The 19,867-nt window shown below is 39.5% G+C and carries 22 protein-coding genes; 18 read left to right on the top strand and 4 right to left on the bottom strand.

From position 1 onward, the window contains the following. Positions 1 to 23 precede the first annotated feature (23 nt). The 6 genes from NCY30_RS10225 (at position 24) to NCY30_RS10250 (ending at position 4,616) form a co-directional block, all read left to right on the top strand. Positions 24 to 737, top strand: a complete 714-nt coding sequence (locus NCY30_RS10225) for a lantibiotic protection ABC transporter ATP-binding protein (RefSeq protein WP_005609481.1) — start codon at positions 24 to 26, stop codon at positions 735 to 737. Continuing rightward, positions 730 to 1,461: a lantibiotic immunity ABC transporter MutE/EpiE family permease subunit gene (locus tag NCY30_RS10230; protein WP_004853398.1), complete on the top strand. Its 732-nt coding sequence runs from the start codon at positions 730 to 732 to the stop codon at positions 1,459 to 1,461. Before NCY30_RS10225 ends, NCY30_RS10230 begins: the two co-directional genes overlap by 8 nt. A gap of 1 nt (position 1,462) precedes the next feature. Beyond that, entirely contained in the window at positions 1,463 to 2,203 is a 741-nt protein-coding gene (locus tag NCY30_RS10235; protein WP_055195476.1) for a lantibiotic immunity ABC transporter MutG family permease subunit, read from the top strand. Between the two features lie 14 nt (positions 2,204 to 2,217). Next, the gene (locus NCY30_RS10240) at positions 2,218 to 2,880 is read left to right on the top strand and encodes a response regulator transcription factor (protein ID WP_055195474.1); all 663 of its coding nucleotides are present in this window, start codon (positions 2,218 to 2,220) and stop codon (positions 2,878 to 2,880) included. After that, entirely contained in the window at positions 2,868 to 4,244 is a 1,377-nt protein-coding gene (locus NCY30_RS10245; protein ID WP_139009296.1) for a sensor histidine kinase, read from the top strand. Before NCY30_RS10240 ends, NCY30_RS10245 begins: the two co-directional genes overlap by 13 nt. 276 nt (positions 4,245 to 4,520) lie before the next feature. Beyond that, the gene (locus tag NCY30_RS10250; RefSeq protein WP_250818721.1) at positions 4,521 to 4,616 is read left to right on the top strand and encodes a zinc-ribbon domain-containing protein; all 96 of its coding nucleotides are present in this window, start codon (positions 4,521 to 4,523) and stop codon (positions 4,614 to 4,616) included. A gap of 91 nt (positions 4,617 to 4,707) precedes the next feature. Here the strand turns inward: NCY30_RS10250 and NCY30_RS10255 are convergent, their stop codons facing one another. After that, a complete protein-coding gene (locus NCY30_RS10255) occupies positions 4,708 to 5,061 on the bottom strand; it encodes a cupin domain-containing protein (RefSeq protein ID WP_250818714.1) in 354 nt (117 codons plus the stop codon). A gap of 142 nt (positions 5,062 to 5,203) precedes the next feature. Here NCY30_RS10255 and NCY30_RS10260 point away from each other — a divergent pair, with 142 nt between their 5' ends. From NCY30_RS10260 to NCY30_RS10275, 4 genes are all read left to right on the top strand, one after another. Beyond that, positions 5,204 to 5,536: a winged helix-turn-helix transcriptional regulator gene (locus tag NCY30_RS10260; protein WP_020993870.1), complete on the top strand. Its 333-nt coding sequence runs from the start codon at positions 5,204 to 5,206 to the stop codon at positions 5,534 to 5,536. Positions 5,537 to 5,680: 144 nt separating this feature from the next. Further along, positions 5,681 to 6,118 (top strand): radical SAM mobile pair system MarR family transcriptional regulator, encoded by a 438-nt coding sequence (locus NCY30_RS10265; RefSeq protein WP_055182532.1) that lies wholly within the window; start codon positions 5,681 to 5,683, stop codon positions 6,116 to 6,118. Further along, positions 6,115 to 6,804, top strand: coding sequence for a radical SAM mobile pair protein A (locus tag NCY30_RS10270; protein ID WP_055182530.1), 690 nt, complete (start codon positions 6,115 to 6,117; stop codon positions 6,802 to 6,804). Before NCY30_RS10265 ends, NCY30_RS10270 begins: the two co-directional genes overlap by 4 nt. After that, positions 6,792 to 7,700: a radical SAM mobile pair protein B gene (locus tag NCY30_RS10275; RefSeq protein ID WP_250818715.1), complete on the top strand. Its 909-nt coding sequence runs from the start codon at positions 6,792 to 6,794 to the stop codon at positions 7,698 to 7,700. Before NCY30_RS10270 ends, NCY30_RS10275 begins: the two co-directional genes overlap by 13 nt. A 296-nt stretch (positions 7,701 to 7,996) precedes the next feature. Here the strand turns inward: NCY30_RS10275 and NCY30_RS10285 are convergent, their stop codons facing one another. Continuing rightward, the gene (locus NCY30_RS10285) at positions 7,997 to 8,434 is read right to left on the bottom strand and encodes an Rrf2 family transcriptional regulator (protein ID WP_028087392.1); all 438 of its coding nucleotides are present in this window, start codon (positions 8,432 to 8,434) and stop codon (positions 7,997 to 7,999) included. 154 nt (positions 8,435 to 8,588) lie between these two features. Between NCY30_RS10285 and NCY30_RS10290 the strand changes: the two genes are divergently transcribed. The 5 genes from NCY30_RS10290 to NCY30_RS10310 all read left to right on the top strand — a co-directional run bounded on the left by NCY30_RS10290 (position 8,589) and on the right by NCY30_RS10310 (position 12,348). Continuing rightward, positions 8,589 to 9,458, top strand: a complete 870-nt coding sequence (locus NCY30_RS10290) for an NAD-dependent protein deacetylase, SIR2 family (protein ID WP_250818716.1) — start codon at positions 8,589 to 8,591, stop codon at positions 9,456 to 9,458. After that, positions 9,458 to 10,306 carry an NAD-dependent protein deacetylase, SIR2 family gene (locus tag NCY30_RS10295; protein WP_250818717.1) on the top strand — a complete coding sequence of 283 codons (849 nt, stop codon included), beginning with the start codon at positions 9,458 to 9,460 and terminating at the stop codon, positions 10,304 to 10,306. The genes NCY30_RS10290 and NCY30_RS10295 overlap by 1 nt, the downstream gene beginning before the upstream one ends. Before the next feature lie 47 nt (positions 10,307 to 10,353). Beyond that, the gene (locus NCY30_RS10300; RefSeq protein ID WP_250818718.1) at positions 10,354 to 11,334 is read left to right on the top strand and encodes an NAD-dependent protein deacetylase; all 981 of its coding nucleotides are present in this window, start codon (positions 10,354 to 10,356) and stop codon (positions 11,332 to 11,334) included. A 359-nt stretch (positions 11,335 to 11,693) separates the two neighbouring features. Next, the gene (locus tag NCY30_RS10305) at positions 11,694 to 11,909 is read left to right on the top strand and encodes a hypothetical protein (protein ID WP_028087389.1); all 216 of its coding nucleotides are present in this window, start codon (positions 11,694 to 11,696) and stop codon (positions 11,907 to 11,909) included. A 22-nt stretch (positions 11,910 to 11,931) separates the two neighbouring features. Further along, positions 11,932 to 12,348 (top strand): hypothetical protein, encoded by a 417-nt coding sequence (locus tag NCY30_RS10310; protein WP_055195465.1) that lies wholly within the window; start codon positions 11,932 to 11,934, stop codon positions 12,346 to 12,348. 51 nt (positions 12,349 to 12,399) lie between these two features. On the opposite strand, the gene NCY30_RS10315 is transcribed toward NCY30_RS10310, so the two are convergent. Next, positions 12,400 to 12,915 (bottom strand): helix-turn-helix domain-containing protein, encoded by a 516-nt coding sequence (locus tag NCY30_RS10315; protein WP_055195463.1) that lies wholly within the window; start codon positions 12,913 to 12,915, stop codon positions 12,400 to 12,402. Between the two features lie 325 nt (positions 12,916 to 13,240). Then, positions 13,241 to 14,284 (bottom strand): FAD:protein FMN transferase, encoded by a 1,044-nt coding sequence (locus NCY30_RS10320; RefSeq protein WP_250818719.1) that lies wholly within the window; start codon positions 14,282 to 14,284, stop codon positions 13,241 to 13,243. A gap of 224 nt (positions 14,285 to 14,508) precedes the next feature. On the opposite strand from NCY30_RS10320, the gene NCY30_RS10325 reads away from it, so the two are divergent. The 3 genes from NCY30_RS10325 to NCY30_RS10335 all read left to right on the top strand — a co-directional run bounded on the left by NCY30_RS10325 (position 14,509) and on the right by NCY30_RS10335 (position 19,257). Further along, the gene (locus NCY30_RS10325; RefSeq protein ID WP_250818720.1) at positions 14,509 to 17,847 is read left to right on the top strand and encodes an InlB B-repeat-containing protein; all 3,339 of its coding nucleotides are present in this window, start codon (positions 14,509 to 14,511) and stop codon (positions 17,845 to 17,847) included. Between the two features lie 196 nt (positions 17,848 to 18,043). Then, positions 18,044 to 18,565, top strand: a complete 522-nt coding sequence (locus NCY30_RS10330; protein WP_055195451.1) for a CinA family protein — start codon at positions 18,044 to 18,046, stop codon at positions 18,563 to 18,565. Positions 18,566 to 18,735: 170 nt separating this feature from the next. Beyond that, positions 18,736 to 19,257, top strand: a complete 522-nt coding sequence (locus NCY30_RS10335; protein ID WP_173788412.1) for a pyridoxamine 5'-phosphate oxidase family protein — start codon at positions 18,736 to 18,738, stop codon at positions 19,255 to 19,257. The last annotated feature ends 610 nt before the right edge of the window (positions 19,258 to 19,867 follow it).

Raw genomic sequence — 19,867 nt, forward strand, 5'->3', positions numbered from 1 at the left:
ATATAGAAGGAAGGATAGTAAAGATGGAAATGATGTTACAGACACAAAATCTATGTAAATATTTTAGAAAACAGAAAGCGGTAAATAATGTTTCACTTAATATCGAAAAGGGACAGATTTATGGACTGCTTGGACCGAATGGCGCTGGTAAATCTACCACATTGAAAATGCTGACCGGTATGATGAAACCAACTGCAGGAAAGATTTACTTTGATGGAAAACTTTTGGATAGGAAAGATTTATCAAAAATAGGAGCGTTAATTGAAAATCCGCCTATTTATGAAAATCTTTCCGCCAGAGAGAATTTGAAGGTAAGACAATTATTGCTTGGTACAGATGAAAACAGAATTGATGAGGTCTTGCAGATTGTATCACTTACAAACACCGGAAAGAAGAAAGCAGGACAGTTTTCTTTGGGGATGAAGCAAAGACTAGGCATTGCAATGGCATTGCTTGGAGAACCGGAACTTTTGATATTGGATGAACCTACGAATGGATTAGATCCAATAGGCATCGAGGAATTACGAGAGCTGATCCGGTCTTTTCCGGAACAGGGAATCACTGTAATTCTCTCCAGTCATATTCTCTCAGAGGTACAGTTACTTGCAGATAAAGTCGGGATTATTTCAGGTGGAATCTTAGGATACGAAGGAGCATTAAAGCAGGGAGATAATCTTGAAGATTTGTTTATGAATGTGGTAAGAAAAAACCAGAAAGCAGGTGAAATCCATGGTTAATATTATAAAAGCAGAACATCAAAAAGCCAAAAGAACCATGCGAAAAAAGTTTATCTGGGGATTTCCTCTTCTTACATTTGTCATGGCATTTATATTTACTCTTGGGATGACAAATGCTTATGCAGAAAGTGTTTGGAACTGGTGGTATACACTTTTGCTGCCGGGGATGATTGCTCTATTTTGTTATCTTTCTGTGGCGCAGGAGAAAAAGATAAAATACTATCATTTAATGACTATTCCCACAGACAGAAGAAAATTGTTGCTGGGGAAAATTATTTATATTGGGTACATGATTTTGTTTTCTAATGTGATTGTGTTTGCAGGAGCAACGCTTGGAGGCTTTCTTCTAACGACACATGTTCCAGTTGGAGGAGCGTTGATTGCAGTATTGTTTCTGACGGTTTCTGAGTTATGGGAGATTCCGGTAGCTTTATTTTTAAGTGAACGATTTGGAATGATTGTAAACCTGTTCGTCTGCCTATTTATTACCGTCAGCGGTGTGGTAATATCACAAACCAGAATCTGGTATGTACTTGTTTCTGCAATCCCTATGCGAATGATGTGCCCGTTGCTTCATGTTTTACCAAATGGACTTGCCGCAGAAGCAGGGAATCCTCTTTTGGATACGGGAGTCATTGTTCCGGGAATGTGTCTCTCAATCATCTGGTTTGTTTTTGTAACGGTTCTGTTTTTGAAATGGTTTGAGAGAAGAGAGGTGAAATAAGATGATTGGAAGATCTCTTAATGCAGAGTTGCGAAAGATGAAAGGAACATCTGTGATTCTGGCACACTTACTGATTCCGATTATAACCAGCGTTATATTTTTAATATATTACTTTTTTTCACCATGGAATGAAAATATGAAAGTGATTGCATTTTATCAGGCAATAGGAGCAGGACTTCCGGTACTTATTGGAATTTTTACAGCAAGTGTGATGGAACAGGAACAAAATGCAGGTGATTTTCAAAATCTGTTGTCTTTACCGGATAAACCTGCAGCATTTTTATCGAAACTGTTGATGCTACTGGTTTTGTGTCTGTGCTCTATCCTATTGACAGCAATCATATTCGGAATTGGATTTGGAAGAATCGCATCAAGCGATATCGAAATCATGAAAGGATGTATATTTGCAGCATTGCTGCTGTGGGGAAGCAGTGCTCCACTTTATCTGTGGCAGCTGATTCTGGCTTTTCAGTTTGGAAAAGGGGTATCCATTGGAGCAGGGATTATATCAGGACTAATTAGTGCATTGATGCTTACCGGACTTGGAGATTATGTGTGGAAATATGTATTTGTCTGCTGGACGGGTAGAGTACCATATACTTATCTGCAATCTGTATTGGGAGAAACTAGTGTAGGTGAATGGTTGTCATTCATACCAGGTTGCTTAATATTTACAGGGATTAGTATGGTATACTATTTTTGGTGGGTAAACCACTGGGAAGGAAACAGAATATCGGAATAGAATCGAGGGAAACTATGGCAAAAATACTGGCAGTTGATGATGAACCGGCAATTTTGGAAATGATAGAAAGCATTTTGAATAAGGATGGACATCTGGTTACCAAAGTAAGTAATCCACTAAAAATTAATATGGAAGAATTACATCGTTATGACCTGATTTTACTGGACATTATGATGCCTGGAATTGATGGCTTCGAATTATGCAAAAGAATTAGGATACTTGTGGATTGTCCGATTTTGTTTCTTACGGCAAAAACGGAGGAAAACAGTCTGGTAAACGGACTTTCTTTAGGAGCAGATGATTATATTTCAAAGCCATTTGGAGTGATGGAACTTCGGGCAAGGATCAATGCACATCTTAGAAGAGAGCACAGGGAACATTCTGTCAGGATGGTTTTAGGGAGAGTCTGCATTCAGATGTCTCAAAAGAAACTGTTGATGGATGATAAAGAACTTCCGTTTACGAAAGCAGAGTACGAAATCTGTGAATTTCTGGCTAAAAACAGAGGACAGGTTTTCTCGAAGGAACAGATATTGGAAGCGGTCTTTGGCTTTGACAATGAGAGTAATGACAGTACTATAATCACGCATATCAAAAATATAAGAGCAAAATTTGCGGATTATGATTATATGCCGATAAAAACAGTCTGGGGGATTGGATATAAATGGGAAGAGTAAAGAGAAGCAATGCACTCAGCAGGATTTTTATGAGATATGTACTGGTCATGCTTGGATCATTAGTTGGTTTGGTGATTGTTGCTTATCTGCTGCTGTGCCTTTTGATTAGTGTGGGCTGTATTTATCCGGCAAATTATGCAGAGCAAAAGATTAATGAAGCATATGATACGATTCTACGTGCAGATAAAGTGACTGCTGAGATGATTCCCGCACTTTGTGATTATGTAATCTTTTCAGAGAATGGAGAGAAAATAGGTGGAGATCTGTCAGAACAATACGAACAGATAGCATGGAATGTTGCAAAGTACGGAAACGCATCCGGGAAATATTTTTATAAAGTAATTGTAAGGGAAAATGAATATGTTGTATTGCAATATCGCCTGACACCTCAATATCATTCAGCTTTTTTGAGGGAGCATTTTATAGAACCACAGAATGTGATGAGTATTATGTCTGTGATTGGAGCGGTAGCGATTATCATCATTCCGTCCATATGTTTTGGAAAAAGAATCAAAAAGCAGATGCAGCCTGTATTAGACGCAATCGGACAAATAAAGGATCAAAATCTGGAATATGAGACATCCTGTTCCGGTATCAAAGAGTTTGATGACTGTTTATCGGCAATCGATGATATGCGAGATGCATTGCGAGAATCTTTAGAAAAGCAGTGGAAAACAGAGCAGGAAAAGAAACAACAGATGTCTGCTTTGGCGCATGATATTAAAACACCTCTTACGATTGTACGGGGAAATGCAGAACTACTTTCAGAGACTGAACTGACCACAGAACAGAAGAATAATATCACTTATGTTTTGAACGGCACAACACAGATACAAAGTTATGTAAAACAGTTGATAGATGTCACAAAATCATGGAATTGCAGTGATGTTACCTATACAACGGTGAGGTTAGAAGATTTTTTCGCAGATATAAAGGAACAGGCACTCGGACTGGTAGAAATCTATCACCAGAAAATAGATTGGAAGGCGGGACAAAGTGATAAAAAGGTAACGATTGCTTATGATCCAATGTTCCGGGCCGTAATGAATATGATTCAGAATGCAGTGGAGCATACAAAAGAAAATGGAATCATTTATATTGACGCAAAGGAGCAGGATGGCCGGCTGACATTCATTGTGGAGGATAGCGGATCAGGATTTACAAAAGAAGCATTATTGCATGGCACAGAGCAGTTTTTTATGGATGACACAAGTAGAAATGGCGAAGCCCATTATGGGATGGGACTATTTTTTGCAAAAACTGTGGCTGAAAAATATGGTGGAGGTATTAAACTTTCAAATTCTGAAAATACAGGTGGGGCGAGGGTAGAAATATTTTTCCTGAGTAGTCAAGAAACAAGCTAAATAGACCGCAATTAAGCTATGTAAAAGAAATTTTACATGCTTTTATCTAATATGTAAAAGCCTTTTGATAGACATTACTACTACGTTTGCTGTAATCTCATGGAAGAAGGAGGCATACAGAATTATGATAGCTGATAAAATTAAAAATGCTCGTACTATTCTTTATTACATAACTATCATTATAGTTGGGATTATATGCACATATAAGAAGAGAATAATATAACTTTTGTTATGATATCAAATGATTTTTTCATTTAATATAACATTCTGCCGGATATAGCTGCCGAGTGGTCGGACAGAAATTATCCGTTACTTCCAACTCAGGTTACGGTCTTTGCCAATCGTAAGGCGTGGTGGAAGTGTAAGGATTGAAAAATTGAGAAAACGTAATATTGAACAAAAAAGAAATGCACAGTTCTTAGCTTATCGTGAACTGTGCATTTTTGTAAATAAATACTTTTAATTAGCCGATTACGGCATCCTCTGCTGTAAAATGTTCCAGAGAATTTTCTTTTACCTGAATGCAGATATAAGTAATTCCAGAAATATCGGATGCAAAAAACTGACGCTTTGCAGTAGGTGCGATTTTTAGCCAGTTTCCAGTTGAAAGACTGATTTCTTCTCCATCAATTATGGCTTTGCCTTTACCTGAAAGAATTCCATAGATTTCTTCATTTTCTTTATGAGAATGAACAAATGGGACATTTGCTCCTGCAGGTAGTTTGTTTAAACTGATTTCTGCACCTGTTAATGACAACTTTTCATGCAGCTCAATTCGGTTTTCATTTCCAATAGTTGTTTTTGTGTAATTTGCCATAATAGTACCTCCATAGTTAATTTGTAGTTTCTGGTTGCTTGGTATTAGTATAGTGTGAGACACATACAAAAACAAGTACGCACCTTTTTGTAACTGTACACTCAAAAATGAATGTGTTACAATAGACTCGGAGGTGAGAATTATGCGAGCAAAAGAAGAATTACCGGAATGCCCAGTTGCAACAGCAGTATCTCTTATCGGAGGAAAATGGAAACTGCTGATTTTGCGTAACTTAAAAGAGCGTCCATGGAGATTCAATGAGCTACAACGAAGTATAGATGGTATTTCACAAAAGGTTTTGACAGATAGTTTAAGACAAATGATGAGTGATGGGCTGGCATATCGCCACGATTACCATGAGCAGCCACCGAAAGTTGAATACGGCTTAACGGAACTCGGAACAAAAATGCTTCCAATTGTTAATTCACTTGCTGACTTTGGTAACTACTATAAATCAATTATTGAACAGAATTAAGGACGTTAGTATTTGAAAAGCTTGAACAATTCCAGTTTGGAGAATTGAAAAAAAACGGAATTTACCTATTAAGACATATAAACTGTTGACAATAAAGCTCCTATATAGTATGTTTTTAATAAACTACTATATAGGAGCTTTTGTATGGAAATGAATGGAGGATTTCTTGTTACCAAAATAAAACAGCTTGGAGACCGGATTTTTGAGAAGATTCTCAGTGAAAAGAATATTGATGCGTTTAATGGAGCCCAGGGACGTATTCTTTATGTGCTGTGGCAGGAGGATGGTATCTCAATCAGGTCACTCTCGACTAAATGCGGATTAGCGATAACATCTCTTACTACGATGCTGGAAAGAATGGAAAATCAAGGGCTGATAAGCCGTGTTCAGTCTGAAACGGACAAAAGGAAAACACTCCTGTTTCTGACTGAGAAAGCACATGCCTTAAAGGGTGAGTACGATTCTGTATCTGATGAGATGGGCAGTATTTACTACAAAGATTTTTCAGAGGAAGAAATTATCCGGTTTGAGGAATGCCTCGACCGCATCAGAAAGAATCTTGAGGAGTGGCAGAAGTCATGAGTATTTGTATCAAAGATCAGATTCAGAACATGAATATCGTCATTGGCTGCACAGTGGGGTGTACATATTGCTATGCCCGCAACAACGTGAAACGCTGGCATATGATTGATGACTTCGCTGACCCTGAATTCTTTCCGGGTAAGCTCAAGATGATGGAAAAGAAACGTCCGCAGAACTTTCTTCTTACCGGGATGAGCGATCTCTCCGGATGGAAGCCGGAATGGAGAGACGAGGTATTTGCAAAGATTCGTGAAAATCCACAGCATCAGTTCCTGTTCCTTACCAAGCGACCTGATTTGCTGGATTTTGATACCGATCTGGAAAACGCATGGTTTGGCGTTACGGTGACGAGGAAAGCAGAACTGTGGCGTATCGACGCCCTTCGGAAAAACGTCAGAGCAAAACATTACCATGTTACCTTTGAGCCGTTATTCGATGATCCCGGCACAGTTGACCTTTCCGGAATCAATTGGATCGTTGTCGGCACCATGACCGGAGCTCAGAGTAGGAAGATTCATACGGAGCCGGAATGGGCATGGTCTCTGACGGACCAGGCACATAAGCTCGGCATTCCGGTGTTTATGAAGGAAGATCTTGTCCCTATCATAGGGGATGAAAATATGATTCAGGAAATGCCGGAAGAATTTAATAAAGTGTTAGAGGTACAGAAATCATGGAAGAAGTAATAAATGGAATCCTCATTCGTGAGGTGGAAACAAAGAACATCATGACTAAGTCTAGTCTGCCGGTAGGCGGTTACTCGGTCAATCCCTATGTGGGATGTACACATGCCTGCAAGTATTGCTATGCTTCTTTTATGAAGCGCTTTACCGGGCACAAGGAGGAATGGGGCACTTTCCTTGATGTGAAGCATTGGCCGGAAATTAAAAATCCGAAGAAATATGCCGAACAGCGGGTGGTCATCGGTTCTGTGACAGATGGCTACAATCCACAGGAGGAGAAATTCGGGAATACCAGAAAACTTCTGGAGCAGCTGATCGGCAGTGACGCAGATATTCTGATCTGCACAAAGTCGGATCTTGTGGTACGGGATATTGATCTGTTGAAGAAGCTTGGACGTGTAACCGTTTCATGGTCGATCAACACACTAGATGAAAATTTCAAGAACGATATGGATTCTGCTTCGAGCATTGAGCACCGTATCGCTGCTATGAAGCAGGTATATGAGGCAGGTATCCGTACAGTCTGTTTCGTATCCCCGGTATTCCCCGGTATCACGGATTTTGAAGCAATCTTTGAGCGGGTAAAGGATCAGTGCGATCTGTTCTGGCTCGAAAATCTCAATCTTCGAGGCGGTTTCAAAAAGACAATTATGGATTATATCGCCGGAAAATATCCTGATCTTGTACCACTTTACGACGAGATCTATAACAAGCATAACCGCAGCTACTTTGAAGCACTTGAAGTAAAAGCTGAGAAAATGGCTAAGAAGTATGATTGTGCCTTTGTGGATAATGAAATGCCTTATGGCAGAGTCCCGCAGGGGCATCCGGTGATCGTAGATTATTTCTATCATGAGGAAATCCGTGGGACAGAGAATACCGGAAAAAGAAATCGCTAATTTCAAGTTTGTAGAATTCAAAAATTTAATATGAAATGTGAGATAGAGCGTATGGAAATAATCTATACGTTCTATTTTTTTGCCTTTTTTGAAAAAGTGATTAAAAAACTATTGACATTTTGTTACTGGCAAAACTGCAAAATCGATTTTGCTTTCCTGTGGTGCCAGACTTTCACCATTTGATATTCAGGAGCTTCGAGAAAGCATGTCGTATGACGAAATGGAACTGGATATGATCGGCGATCAGAGAACAGCCATGTTTGTCATCATCAGTGATACCGATGACACATTCAATTTTAAAGGTTTTTAACTTTCCTGATTTTAAAATAATACCGATCAATAATATCCTGCAATGTAATGGATTTCATTTTTTCATCTACCATATTTTGAATTTCATGATAGAAGTCCCCAATAGCGAATTGAATGTTGATACCGATTCCACAATCCGGATTGGTATCTGTGTCCAGGTGAAGCAGCGGCTTATCGCCCTCTACAGCTCGGTAGATGTCATACATATTGATTTTATCTGCCGATTTTGCAAGAGCGGCATTCGCATGACCTTGTGTGTTGACAACAATGCCTGCATTTTTCAGGGTTGCCATAAGTTGTCTGACATAAGCCGGGTTTGTCTTGATACTTTCTGCAATTTTTGTGCTGGAGAGTTGTTCGTCATCTCCAAGAGCAATAAATATAAGAATATGAATGGTGTCACTAAGCTTTGTGGAATATTTCATTTGTCACCTCGAATTTTCTTCTTGCAATTTTTAAACTTACATGATAACATGACTTTAATACTTGATGTAAATTTAATTTTAACAAGTAAAAAAATAAAAGTCAAGCAAAATAAAAGGTGTGGAATCTGATATAAAAAAGGAGATAAAGTGGTGTATGCAAAAGGAGGAACAAGTCAGTTTTCTGGCAGAAAAAATCCGTCAGGCAGATGCCGTTTTGATAGGCGGTGGTTCTGGTCTTTCCAGTGCGGCGGGATATAACCATTATCATTGGCTACCCTATATGGAGGAATGTTTACAAGATTTCAAGGAGTGGTATGGACTGAAATCTCCCTTTGACGGTTTTTACTACTGTTATTCATCGCCGGAACAACAGTGGGCATATTATGCACGTTACATACAAAGTATGTGGGATGCACCTACAGGACAGCCATACTATGACCTGCGTGATATTGTGGCGGAAAAAGAAGTCTTTGTTTTAACAACCAATATAGATATGCAGTTTGAACGGATTTTTCAGAAAGAAAGGATTTGCGATTATCAAGGTAACAGCGGCTATGTTCAATGCAGTCAGCCTTGCCATGATCAAATTTATTCCAATGTAAAAATGATTCGCAGGATGAACGAAAATATCCGGGAGTTGCGTGTTACTTCCGAGCTTCTGCCAAGATGTAATGAGTGCGGGAGAATCATGGTTCCCTGGGTAAGGGATGATACATTTTTGGAGGGGAAAGACTGGAGGGAAGGTGTAAGGCGATATGAGAATTTCCTAAAAAAATATCTCATGAATGGAACAGATAAGAATGTTGTACTGCTGGAGCTGGGGGTTGGTGAGATGACCCCCAGTATTATTAAACTTCCTTTTTGGGAAATGACATACAAAAATGAAAAGGTATTTTATGCCTGTCTGAATCAGAAGAAATCCTCAACTCCAGAACATATAAAAGACAAAGGCATTTATATAGCAGGAGATTTGGCAGAAACCCTGCGGGATTTAAAAGAAAACATAGCGGGAAAGGAAATGTGATGAAGATGAATGTATATCAAGAGATAAGTCAAATCATCAAAGACGCAGATGGTATTTTGATTGGAGCCAGTAATGGTTTGTCTATCGCAGAGGGATATAATATTTTTGCAGATGACGCATGGTTTCAGGAAAATATGGGAGATTTCAGAGAAAAATACGGACTGCGTTGTGTTTTACACGGATTTTCAGTGCCAATGAAGGTAGAAGAAAAGTGGGCGTTTGTAAGTAGACTTGTTAAAGCAAAAGCTATGCAGGATGAGCCGAGTGAGATTATGAAAAACATCTATGCACTAGTAAAGGATAAAGAATATTTCGTAGTAACTTCCAATGCGGAGGATCATTTTGTGCCGGCAGGTTTTGAGGCAGACCGTGTTTTTGAAATGGAAGGGAAATTAACCCAGATGCGGTGCAAGAATAGATGTCATGACGAGGTCTATCCTAATCAAAAAGCAGTTCTCGCCATGACAGAAGAGGAAGTAAACGGAAGAGTACCCAAAGAATTACTGCCGAAATGTCCAAAATGCGGTGGAGATATGGAAGTAAATTGGGGTGAGATGTCCTCGTTTACAGAAACGAAAAATTGGAAGGAAAAGGTTGCCCGCTATCAAGAATTTATTCAGAATTTACATGGAAAGAAGCTGGTAATTCTGGAATTTGGCATTGGTTGGAGAAATCAGATGATTAAAGCTCCTTTGATGCAGCTTGCAGCAGTAGAACCACAGGCAAGATATATCACATTTAACAAGGGCGAAATTTACATTCCAGAGGAAATCAAAGAAAAATCCATCGGTGTGGATGGTAATCTTACGGTAGCGTTAAAGGAAATCAGAAAGGGAAGGATAGACTAAGTAAGATGGTTAAAGATATTACAGTTGTGAGATAGGAGAATGAAAAAATGAGCTGTTATGAAAATTTGGTAATGAAAACACAAATGAACTATTCCAGACACTATAGTACCTATGCATCCGGCGGTACTGCTGTAGTGTTGAGCAAACAAAAACCACTTCCTTATGAGGAACAGATTCAGGAATTTGTTCGCAGAGTGCAGGAGGCAGAGTGTATCGTAGTAGGCGGAGCATCCGGTTTATCAGCGGCTGGAGGTGGTGACTTTTATTATAGTGACACCCCTTCTTTTCGTGAGCATTTTGGAAAATTTGCAGATAAGTATGGATTCAAAGGTGCTTTTAGCGGAATGATGCATCGGTTTTCTACAAGAAATGAACACTGGGGATATGTGGCAACCTTTTTAAATACTACACAAAATGCCCCTATCAGAGAGCCATATCTGGATTTGGATAGAATCTTGCAGGGAAAGGATTTTCATATCTTAACGACTAATCAGGATACACAGTTTGTAAAGATTTATCCGGAAGAAAAGGTCAGTGAGATTCAGGGAGATCATCGTTTCTTCCAATGTTCCCAGTGCTGTCAGGATGAAACATGGGATGCCGTACAACCTGTGGCAGATATGATTGCGGCTATGGGAGCGGGGACAATGGTGCCGGATGAACTGATTCCTCGCTGCCCTCATTGTGGTGCGGAAATGTTTCCGTGGGTAAGAGGATATGGGAATTTTCTGCAAGGGAAAAAATACGAAGAAGAATATGAGAAAATCTCAAAATACATTCAAAAGAACAAAGATAGAAAAATTCTCTTGATAGAACTTGGAGTAGGGCGCATGACACCGATGTTTATACAGGAACCGTTTTGGGAACTGACAAACAGCTTGAAAGATGCATATTATATCTCCGTAAATTCAGAATATCAGTTTTTGCCGGAATTCATTGAAGATAAGGGGATTGCTATTTTGGGAGATATAGGAACAGTGTTAAAAGATTTGCGGAAAGCAAAAGAGGAAAGTGCATTTGTATGTTAAGTTGATTCTGTTTGAAAAAAATACTGCTATATAACCAATAGGCTCAGGGAAATTCCTATGGGTCTTTCTTAAGATTCCTCGAAAATTGAGAATTACATATGTTCAATTCTTTGTATTAGGTATATATTTTGAAAAGTTGTCCGGTTATACTGACAATATCAAAAGGCAGAAATGTTAGAATGAGGTGAGCAGATGGATACAGCACAGAAAATAAGGTTAATTCGGATGATTGAAAAAATAGAGAAGAATCCAGAATTCAGTAGTAAAATTGGTGTGAGAAATACATCTGAGTTTATATCAAGTAAACAATCAAAAAAATGAATGATTCAAATCATAACAGGAGTCAGAAGGAGTAGAATATGTTATCGTTACTATTTGCTATATGCATGATCTGGTTTATTGGAAAATTTTTTATATTTGGTGTAAAAGCATCCTGGGGAATCTTAAAGCTGCTCTGTACAGTTGTATTTTTCCCGGTGATTTTGATAGGAATGGTTGTTGGCGGACTGATTTATATTGCATTTCCATTGTTGATCATCGGCGGAATCATTGCACTTATATCATCTAACTCATAAAAATACGAGGAGGGAAGAAATTATGGGATATGATATAGAAAAAGAGAAACGAGAAGCGATTGAAGCAGGACAACGTGCGTTAAGTAGTCTTCGGACAGCAGAAGAAAACCTGAACAGTGCAAAAAATTGGGGCTTGGTGGATATGTTTGGCGGTGGATTCTTTTCTACGATGTTGAAACACTCCAAGATGGATCAGGCCAGACAAAATATGGAACAGGCGAAATATGATCTTCGTAATTTCAGTAGGGAATTAAATGATGTGAACATGGCTTGTAATCTGAAGATCAATACTGGAGACTTCTTATCCTTTGCAGATTATTTTTTTGATGGATTTGTTGTGGATTGGATGGTGCAGGATCGAATCAATAATGCCAGACATCAGGTGGAAGAAGCTATCCGCAGAACGGAATACATCATAAACCAGTTACAGCATATGTAAAGGAAAGCGGCAGTGGACCATAAATAGGTTCGCTGCCTTGTTTTTTCATACTTATTTTTGTTTCTTTTTTTCTTCTCTGAGCAATTCGATGTTTAGTCCCTGCTCTCCGGCTGTTTTGTCAACCCAGAGATTCAGAGAATCTATTGCCAGAGAAATTTCATCCAGTTTGTTGCTGATAAAAGCAAAATCTTTGATTTCATCATCGCTGATCTTACCGTCACGGGCAATCTGGATCAGACGTGTGGTAAGAGGATTAATCTCATTCAGACTGGCAATGGTTTCCAGGATTATATTGGATAAGTCAGAAACTTCGACTTCCGGGACATAACGATGTCCGATTTCACACTTATGAGAACAATAATAATTGCAGAGATCCGGGCGCTTGTAAGCATCAGCCATCTGGATGATATCGTAAGGTGTGGGTTCCTGCATTTCATATTCAAACTTTTCGATTTTAGAATCAGAAACAGCAGTCATTTTTTCGCTGGCTTCTGATCTGGTAAGACCGGCTTCTTCCCGGCAAATCTGATAAAATGTTTTATTTTCTCTTGTAGATTGTTTCCCCATGAGAATAACCTCCCTGTATATCGCAAAACATGAGGATTATCGGGTGGTAAGTCCACATGCTGTACGTCTATTTCCTTTATGAATTTCATTATACTTGAAGCATCAAGAAACAACAAGAGATAACAGGAAGGAGCAAGTTATATGCTTTTGTGGCAAGGAGATAAAAGAAGGCTGCGAAACATAAGGCATGATAATAACATAGAGCAGATTCGGAAGAATGGATTTATGAGATATTGATCTACAGAGCCTGCCACCGGCAGCTTCTTCCGAACGCATGGCGATATAGAAAAGGCAGTGAATCAAAACTGATTCACTGCCTTCTTTGTTAACGGCTGATAACTTTAACAGTTGTATCGGCATGATCATCTGTTAGTGCAAATTTATCTTTCAGGCCTTCTGTGATATAGACTTCACCGGAATCCGTTACGAAGACCGCTTCAAAATCATTACTCTTTCCCCAGAAATCGGCCGCTTTTTCAAGACCCATAACAAATAATGAAGTGGATAACGCATCGCAGGTTCCGCCATCATCGCCGACAATTGTCACGGAACAAAGGCCGCTGTCTGCCGGATGTCCGGTTGCCGGATCCATGATGTGCCAGTAGGTGTGCCCATCCTGCTCAAAGTAGCGTTCATATCCGCCGGAGGTAATGACGGCCTGGTCTGTGATAGAAAGAACCATCATAGGCGTATCGCCATTCGGATCCTTGATTCCGACTTTCCATGGAGAACCGTCGGGCTTGGAACCGATTGTCTGTACATTTCCTCCAAGGTTTAAGAGTGCGGATTTGACACCGTTATCGCGAAGATACTGGGCAGATTGCTGACCGGCATATCCTTTGGCAATGCTTCCGAGGTCGATGGTCATTCCGGAAGGAATGGTTACGTTGCCGGTTGTCTTATCAAATTCCACCTTAGTGTAATCTACCATAGGAAGTAATGACTGGATTGTGGATTCATCCGGTACCTGGTAGTCACCGGTGGTAAATCCCCATGCCTTGACGATCGGGTAGATAGAGATGTCGAGTGCACCGTCTGTCTGGGTACACATTTGAAGTGCCTTCTGCATTAAGTCAGAGACATCGCCGGTAAGGGTTCCGGAACCGTTCTGATTAATATGATATATCTCACTTCCGGAATCTGTGACGGATACTTTCTTTTCAAGATCCGTCAGTACTTTCTTTGCACCTTTTAGTACTTTTTTATCCCCATATGCGCTGAATTTGATGGTAGTATCCATAGCAAAAAAATCAATGCGTTCCGGTTCGCTGGCTGTACTTTTTGAGGTGTTTTTTCCGGTGCCGGAAGCACTGGAACATCCACACGCCAGACAGGCAGTGATCAGTATTATTGATAAAATTTTCTTCATAACAAAATCTCCTCAGACTATAATTGGTGAAAAATTTTCAACAGTGTTAGTTTGGATTGACATGGCAGGAAAATATTGGTAGCATTGTGCTACCTAGGTTAGATTCGCCTAACAAAACTATCATTTAATATACCATGAAAGGAGCGGGGGTTCAATATCTAATTGTTATTGAGATGGTAGTGAGAATGGAAAAAGAATGTAAAAATACTAACGAGGAGGAAAATATGAAAAAGAATGTAAAAAAAGTAATATCTTTTATTCTGTCCATGCTGGTTATTATTTCTACAGCAGTTACGCCTGCGATGGCAGCGGGGACAAAAGAGGCACCGACAGAAGTAAAGAGCGTTACGGCCAGTGGTCTTTGGACAACAGTTTTAAATCTGGAGTTTGAAGATACAACCTGGATGGATAATATTAATAAAGTAATTGTAAATGATAAAGAATGCAAGAAAAGTACGATCAACAGTTTCTCGAGTGATACAAATATTTGGGAAGTTGGCAGTGCTACGGGTGCATATGGAAGTTACAAAGCATTGAAACTGGCAGTTCCGGATGGAAAATTATGGACAGTTAAGGTTTCGGCAGACGGATACAAGGATCTGACTGTTAAAATTACCAAAGAAACAGTAAATTATACAGATACTTATAAAGCGGAAGTAGTTTCAAATTCTGGGGAGACAACCAATAAGACATATACTGTTGACGTGACACCTGCAGTAAATGGTAAAATAACACTTAGTGCCGCAAAAGATATAAAAGAAGGTGACACAGTTACCGTAACAGCAACTCCGGACGAAAATTATGAAGTAGTTGCAGTCACTGTAAAAGGAGTAAGTGGAAAATCTGTTGATGTCCAGAATGCAGAAGGAATTTATACATTTAAGATGCCGGCAGAAAACGTGACTGTATCAGCTACATTTAAAGAGAAAGCTATAGCCGGAAATAAAAAAATTGAAGTGAGTCAGGTTAGCATCAACAAAGATCTTTGGGGAAGTGACTGGGAATTCACTTTTAAAAATGCTGAAGATTATGTAAGCGCGATCACAGATGTAAAAGTAAACGGAACTTCATGGGAGGAAAAATCTTATAGCGTTTCGTCAGGCGGCCAGTATTATAAAAATACCAGCAGCAATAAATTAGTCTGTGCAGCAAGAGAGTACAGTGCAAATCCGACAATTCCGGTTCTGAAAAGTGGTGATATCATTACCATTACAGCAAATGGATACGAGGATCTGACATTCAAACTTGTTATCAAAGATGGCAATGCGTCTCTTGTAGAAGACGATGGACAGGGAGATCCATATGATCTTCATGTAAAGATTGATGGTTCGTTCGAGGCAGCTATTGTAGGACAGAAGAACTACGATGGTGTATCAAGTGCAAGTGTCGGAGGATCATCCAGCAATAAGAACAGCTCAGTAAAAGTGTATGGCGCCCTTGTGAACAAAGGAACAGAGCCTGCAGACAATGACTGGGAAGAGTTGGATAACTTATCAAAGATTAAATTAGACGGAAGTAAATGTAAAGTAGATATCGTTCCGGACACAGCAAACGGAACTCCTGCAGACAGCGACAGCGGTATGAAAGGTGTTTATATGACGATCAGCAGTAATCTGACACTTAACGGAACACCGAAAGATGCGGGGACATATCTGGTCTCAGTATCCATTACCGATGATCAGGGACGAACTGCAGTCAGCAATACACTGCCGTTCAGAGTTTATTCAGGAGATGAAACTCTTGCAGAACGTCTGAAAGAAGAGAATTTTAAGAAATATGACAGCGGATTGTATGCATGGGATATCATGGAACCATGGGCAATCAGCAAATTCGGAACGAATGTAGAAGGTGAAGAAGAAAGCGTACGCGTGCCGGCAGGGTTAGAAGCCTGGTTCGGTTCAAAAGAGAGCGGTACATATGGCTATCTGGGATACGATCTGCCGTGGAAGAAGGTGATGAGTGGAGATATCCCACAGACACTTTATATTCCGAATGGATGTAATCTTACATTGACGAATATGGAAATTCTCAGCAGTGTACGTATTGTAGTAGAAAACGGCGGTAAGCTGACATTGTCAGATTCAGTTGTTCAGGGAATTATCGATGTCCAGAGCGGCGGTACATTCTCTATGAATTATGACGCTTATAGGAATGCATTTACAACAGGTTCTTCTATTTGCGGACAGCTGCGTCTGGCAGATGGGGCAATATTAGAAAATGCAGCTATCTATTCTCATGCAAATTATCTGGCAAATGGGGATCTGACAGACCGCAACACATCAGAACCGGTTGTAACAGCAACAGGTAATGTGACGATCAAAGGTCAGGTATTTATTAAAGGTGCCGAAGATGGAGACGGAATCGGACAGACAGCACTTCGCGTAGATGGAACACTGCGCCTGGCAGACGGGGCAATACTGGTTACAACCGGCGGAGAAGGTATGATCAACGAAAATGACGGTGGAACTGCAATTGATATTAAGAGCGGCAAGATTACCGGAAATGGAAAACTTGTAGCTATTGGTGGTAAGACATTCTGGGGAAATGGTGGAAATGCCGTAACCGGAAATGGTACGATTGAGACTGCATCAGCATTTCTTCAGGGAGCTACTGCAAGTAAAGCAAAAAACAAAGAAGCAGGAAAAGCAATCGGAGATAACATCAGAGTTATAACATCGGATCGTTATATCAAAGATGGAGAAGTAAGCGATAATTACGGAACAGATGATGCTTTGAGCGGTCTGTACTGGAAAGAAGGAATTGACGCAACACCACCGTTAGACAAATATGTAACATCAGAAGTGGAAAATATTCTTTCATTAGAAGGTACACTGGATAAGACTTATGACGGCAAAGCCGTAAATGGTCCGGTTGTAAAAGCAGGAGATAAAGTACTTGCAGAAGAAACAGATTATACACTGACTTACAAAGATTCAGAAGGAAATGAATTGTCAAAAACTCCGGTAAATGCAGGTACGTATACAGTAACAGTTAACGGTCTTGGAACATACGCAGGCATGAACCTGAACGTAACATTTACTATCTCGCCAAAGGCAGCAGAACTGACGGTTGTAGCAGATCCATCTTCAGCAAAATATGATGGAAAGAGCAAAACTCCGGAAGTTACAGTAAAAGACGGAGATAAAGTACTGAAAGAAGGAACAGATTATACACTTTCTTATGTATATGGTGAGGATGCCGAGACAAAAGATTTCGCAGGGGCAGAATTTGTAAAAGAAGGAAATTACACAATAACTGTAACTGGTATCGGAAATCATGAAGGATCAACAGGAAAAGCAGTATTTACGATCAGTAAAAATAATTCTGCATCTACAGATCCGACAAACCCTTCAAATCCAAACGGGGATAAGAACGTCACAGACAAAAAAGTAAGCAATAATACAAATAATGTTAAACCGGTTGTAAAGAACGTTGTAGCAAAGAACAACAAAAATGTTCCAAAGACAGGTGATAACGCAAATGTATTACTCTGGATCGCGCTTGCAGTTATTTCTTGTGGAGTACTCGCAGGAGCAGGTGTAGCAGTCAGAAAACGAAAATAAGATTATAAATCATATAGCAGAAAAGGAAGCATTTGGAGTAGGATCCAGATGCTTCTTTTTGTTATACCAAAGTATGCATGAAAAGCTGTTGGTGGTAGCTTTTGCAGAGGGTTAATGTGTTATACTATATATTGGTTACCAACATTAACCAGCAGAAAAAATTTTATAAGTTAGTGTGAAATACGGAGGCGTAGAATTGAGCTATAAAAATAATTCAAAAGTATACCATGAAGCCGACATCAGAAATGATTACAGAAAACTGACAAAGCTTCTGATCGAAAAAAATCTGACAATCACCACAATGGAATCTGCAACATCGGGGCAGATTGCTTCGCTGATCACAGATACAGAAGGATCATCAGCAGTTCTGAAGGGGGCGTTTGTTACATATTGTAATGAAGCGAAGATCATGCAGGGCGTTCCGGCAGAAGTACTGGATACCTATACGGTATATTCGAAGGAAACGGCAGAGGCCATGACCAGGGCATGCACAGAAGCCTACAATGCAGATATCGGAATCGGGGTTACCGGAACAATGGGAAATATTGATCCATCCAATCCGGATGCTTCCGTTCCGGGACAGGTGTATTTTGCAATTGGAGTAAAGGGAGAGATACAGTCGTATTATATTGAACTGGAGCCGCAGCCGACTCGCCTGGCATATAAGCTTGCAGTGGCAAAAGAAATCTATGACGAGCTTATGAAGCGGATTTCGTGATCTCTTGTAGGTATTATATTATAGAAAGGATTATATTTTGAAAGTATACAAAAAAAGTAATGTTTATTAAAGATAAGATTCGTTAAAACGGTATTCGATAAAGCAATATTCAGTAAGTGTTAGTAAATATCAATAAATGATAAAAAAGAAATAAGAGAGGATGAATAATCATGACACATGAAGATTATGAGCGGGCAGCAAATTACTGGAAGATTAAAGATGCATCTGACGAAAAAATGGACAGAGATACATTATTGAAAGAAATCGAACAGTACATAAAATCGAATAACACTTGTGCACTGGCAACCGGAAGCGGTGAATTTGTCAGAGTAACACCAATCGAGTACACATATCATGACGGGGCATTCTGGATGTTCTCGGAAGGTGGAGAGAAATTCAAAGCACTTGAAAAGAATAAGAATGTGTGCCTTGCAATCTATGATAAGTATGAAGGCTTCGGAAAACTGAAAGGTATGCAGGTGACGGGAACGGCAGAGGTGGTTGATTATTTCTCGGAGGAATATATTGCAGCTGCAGTATATAAGAAAATACCGATAGAAGCACTTCGAAAATTACCGGAGCCGATGAATCTGATAAAAGTAGCACCGTCCAAAATAGAATTTCTGAATTCTGAATTCAAAAAGTATGGATGTGCAAGCCGGCAGCGTGTAGATGTATTTAGAGAGCGGTAATTATATAGAGATAACAAATATAGAATAGACACATAGAGAACCCAATAGTTATTGTGAAAATGTCTGCAGAAGAACCGTGAATAGGATTCGAATTGTCTGAATTGTCTGAATTGCAGAAAATATAAAAACAATCTTGACAATTCAAACCCCCTTGTGGTATATTAATCTAGCTGTCGCGTTAGACAAGGCCGTGAGGTAACAGAGTCGAAGCAGATGACGGCGCTAACTGATTGGAAAACAGCAGGTAATGCTAGACGGTAATCAGAAATCTTCAGGAATTGCTCCTGAAAAAAAGAATAAAATAACAGTTGACAAACACAACTGATTGTGATATTCTTAATAAGCTGTCGCTTGAGACAAACGAAAGTTTGGCAAAAGGATAGCGGTCGAACAGCTGAAAAGCTGGTCGAAAAAAGATTAAAAAAGTTCTTGACAAACGTCAATGAATATGATAATCTAAATAAGCTGTTTCAAACAGCGAAGACAAAGAACCTTGATAATTAAACAATAGACAACAACCCTGAAAATTCTAAAGAGAATTATTCAGAACAGACATTTAATGTCGAACCTTAAAACAGTAAAGGGGATAAGAAAGCTAGTAGTTTTCTTG

Origin of the sequence: Dorea sp. MB18-49 (assembly GCF_023669465.1) — a bacterium.
Classification (GTDB): domain Bacteria; phylum Bacillota; class Clostridia; order Lachnospirales; family Lachnospiraceae; genus Dorea_A; species Dorea_A longicatena.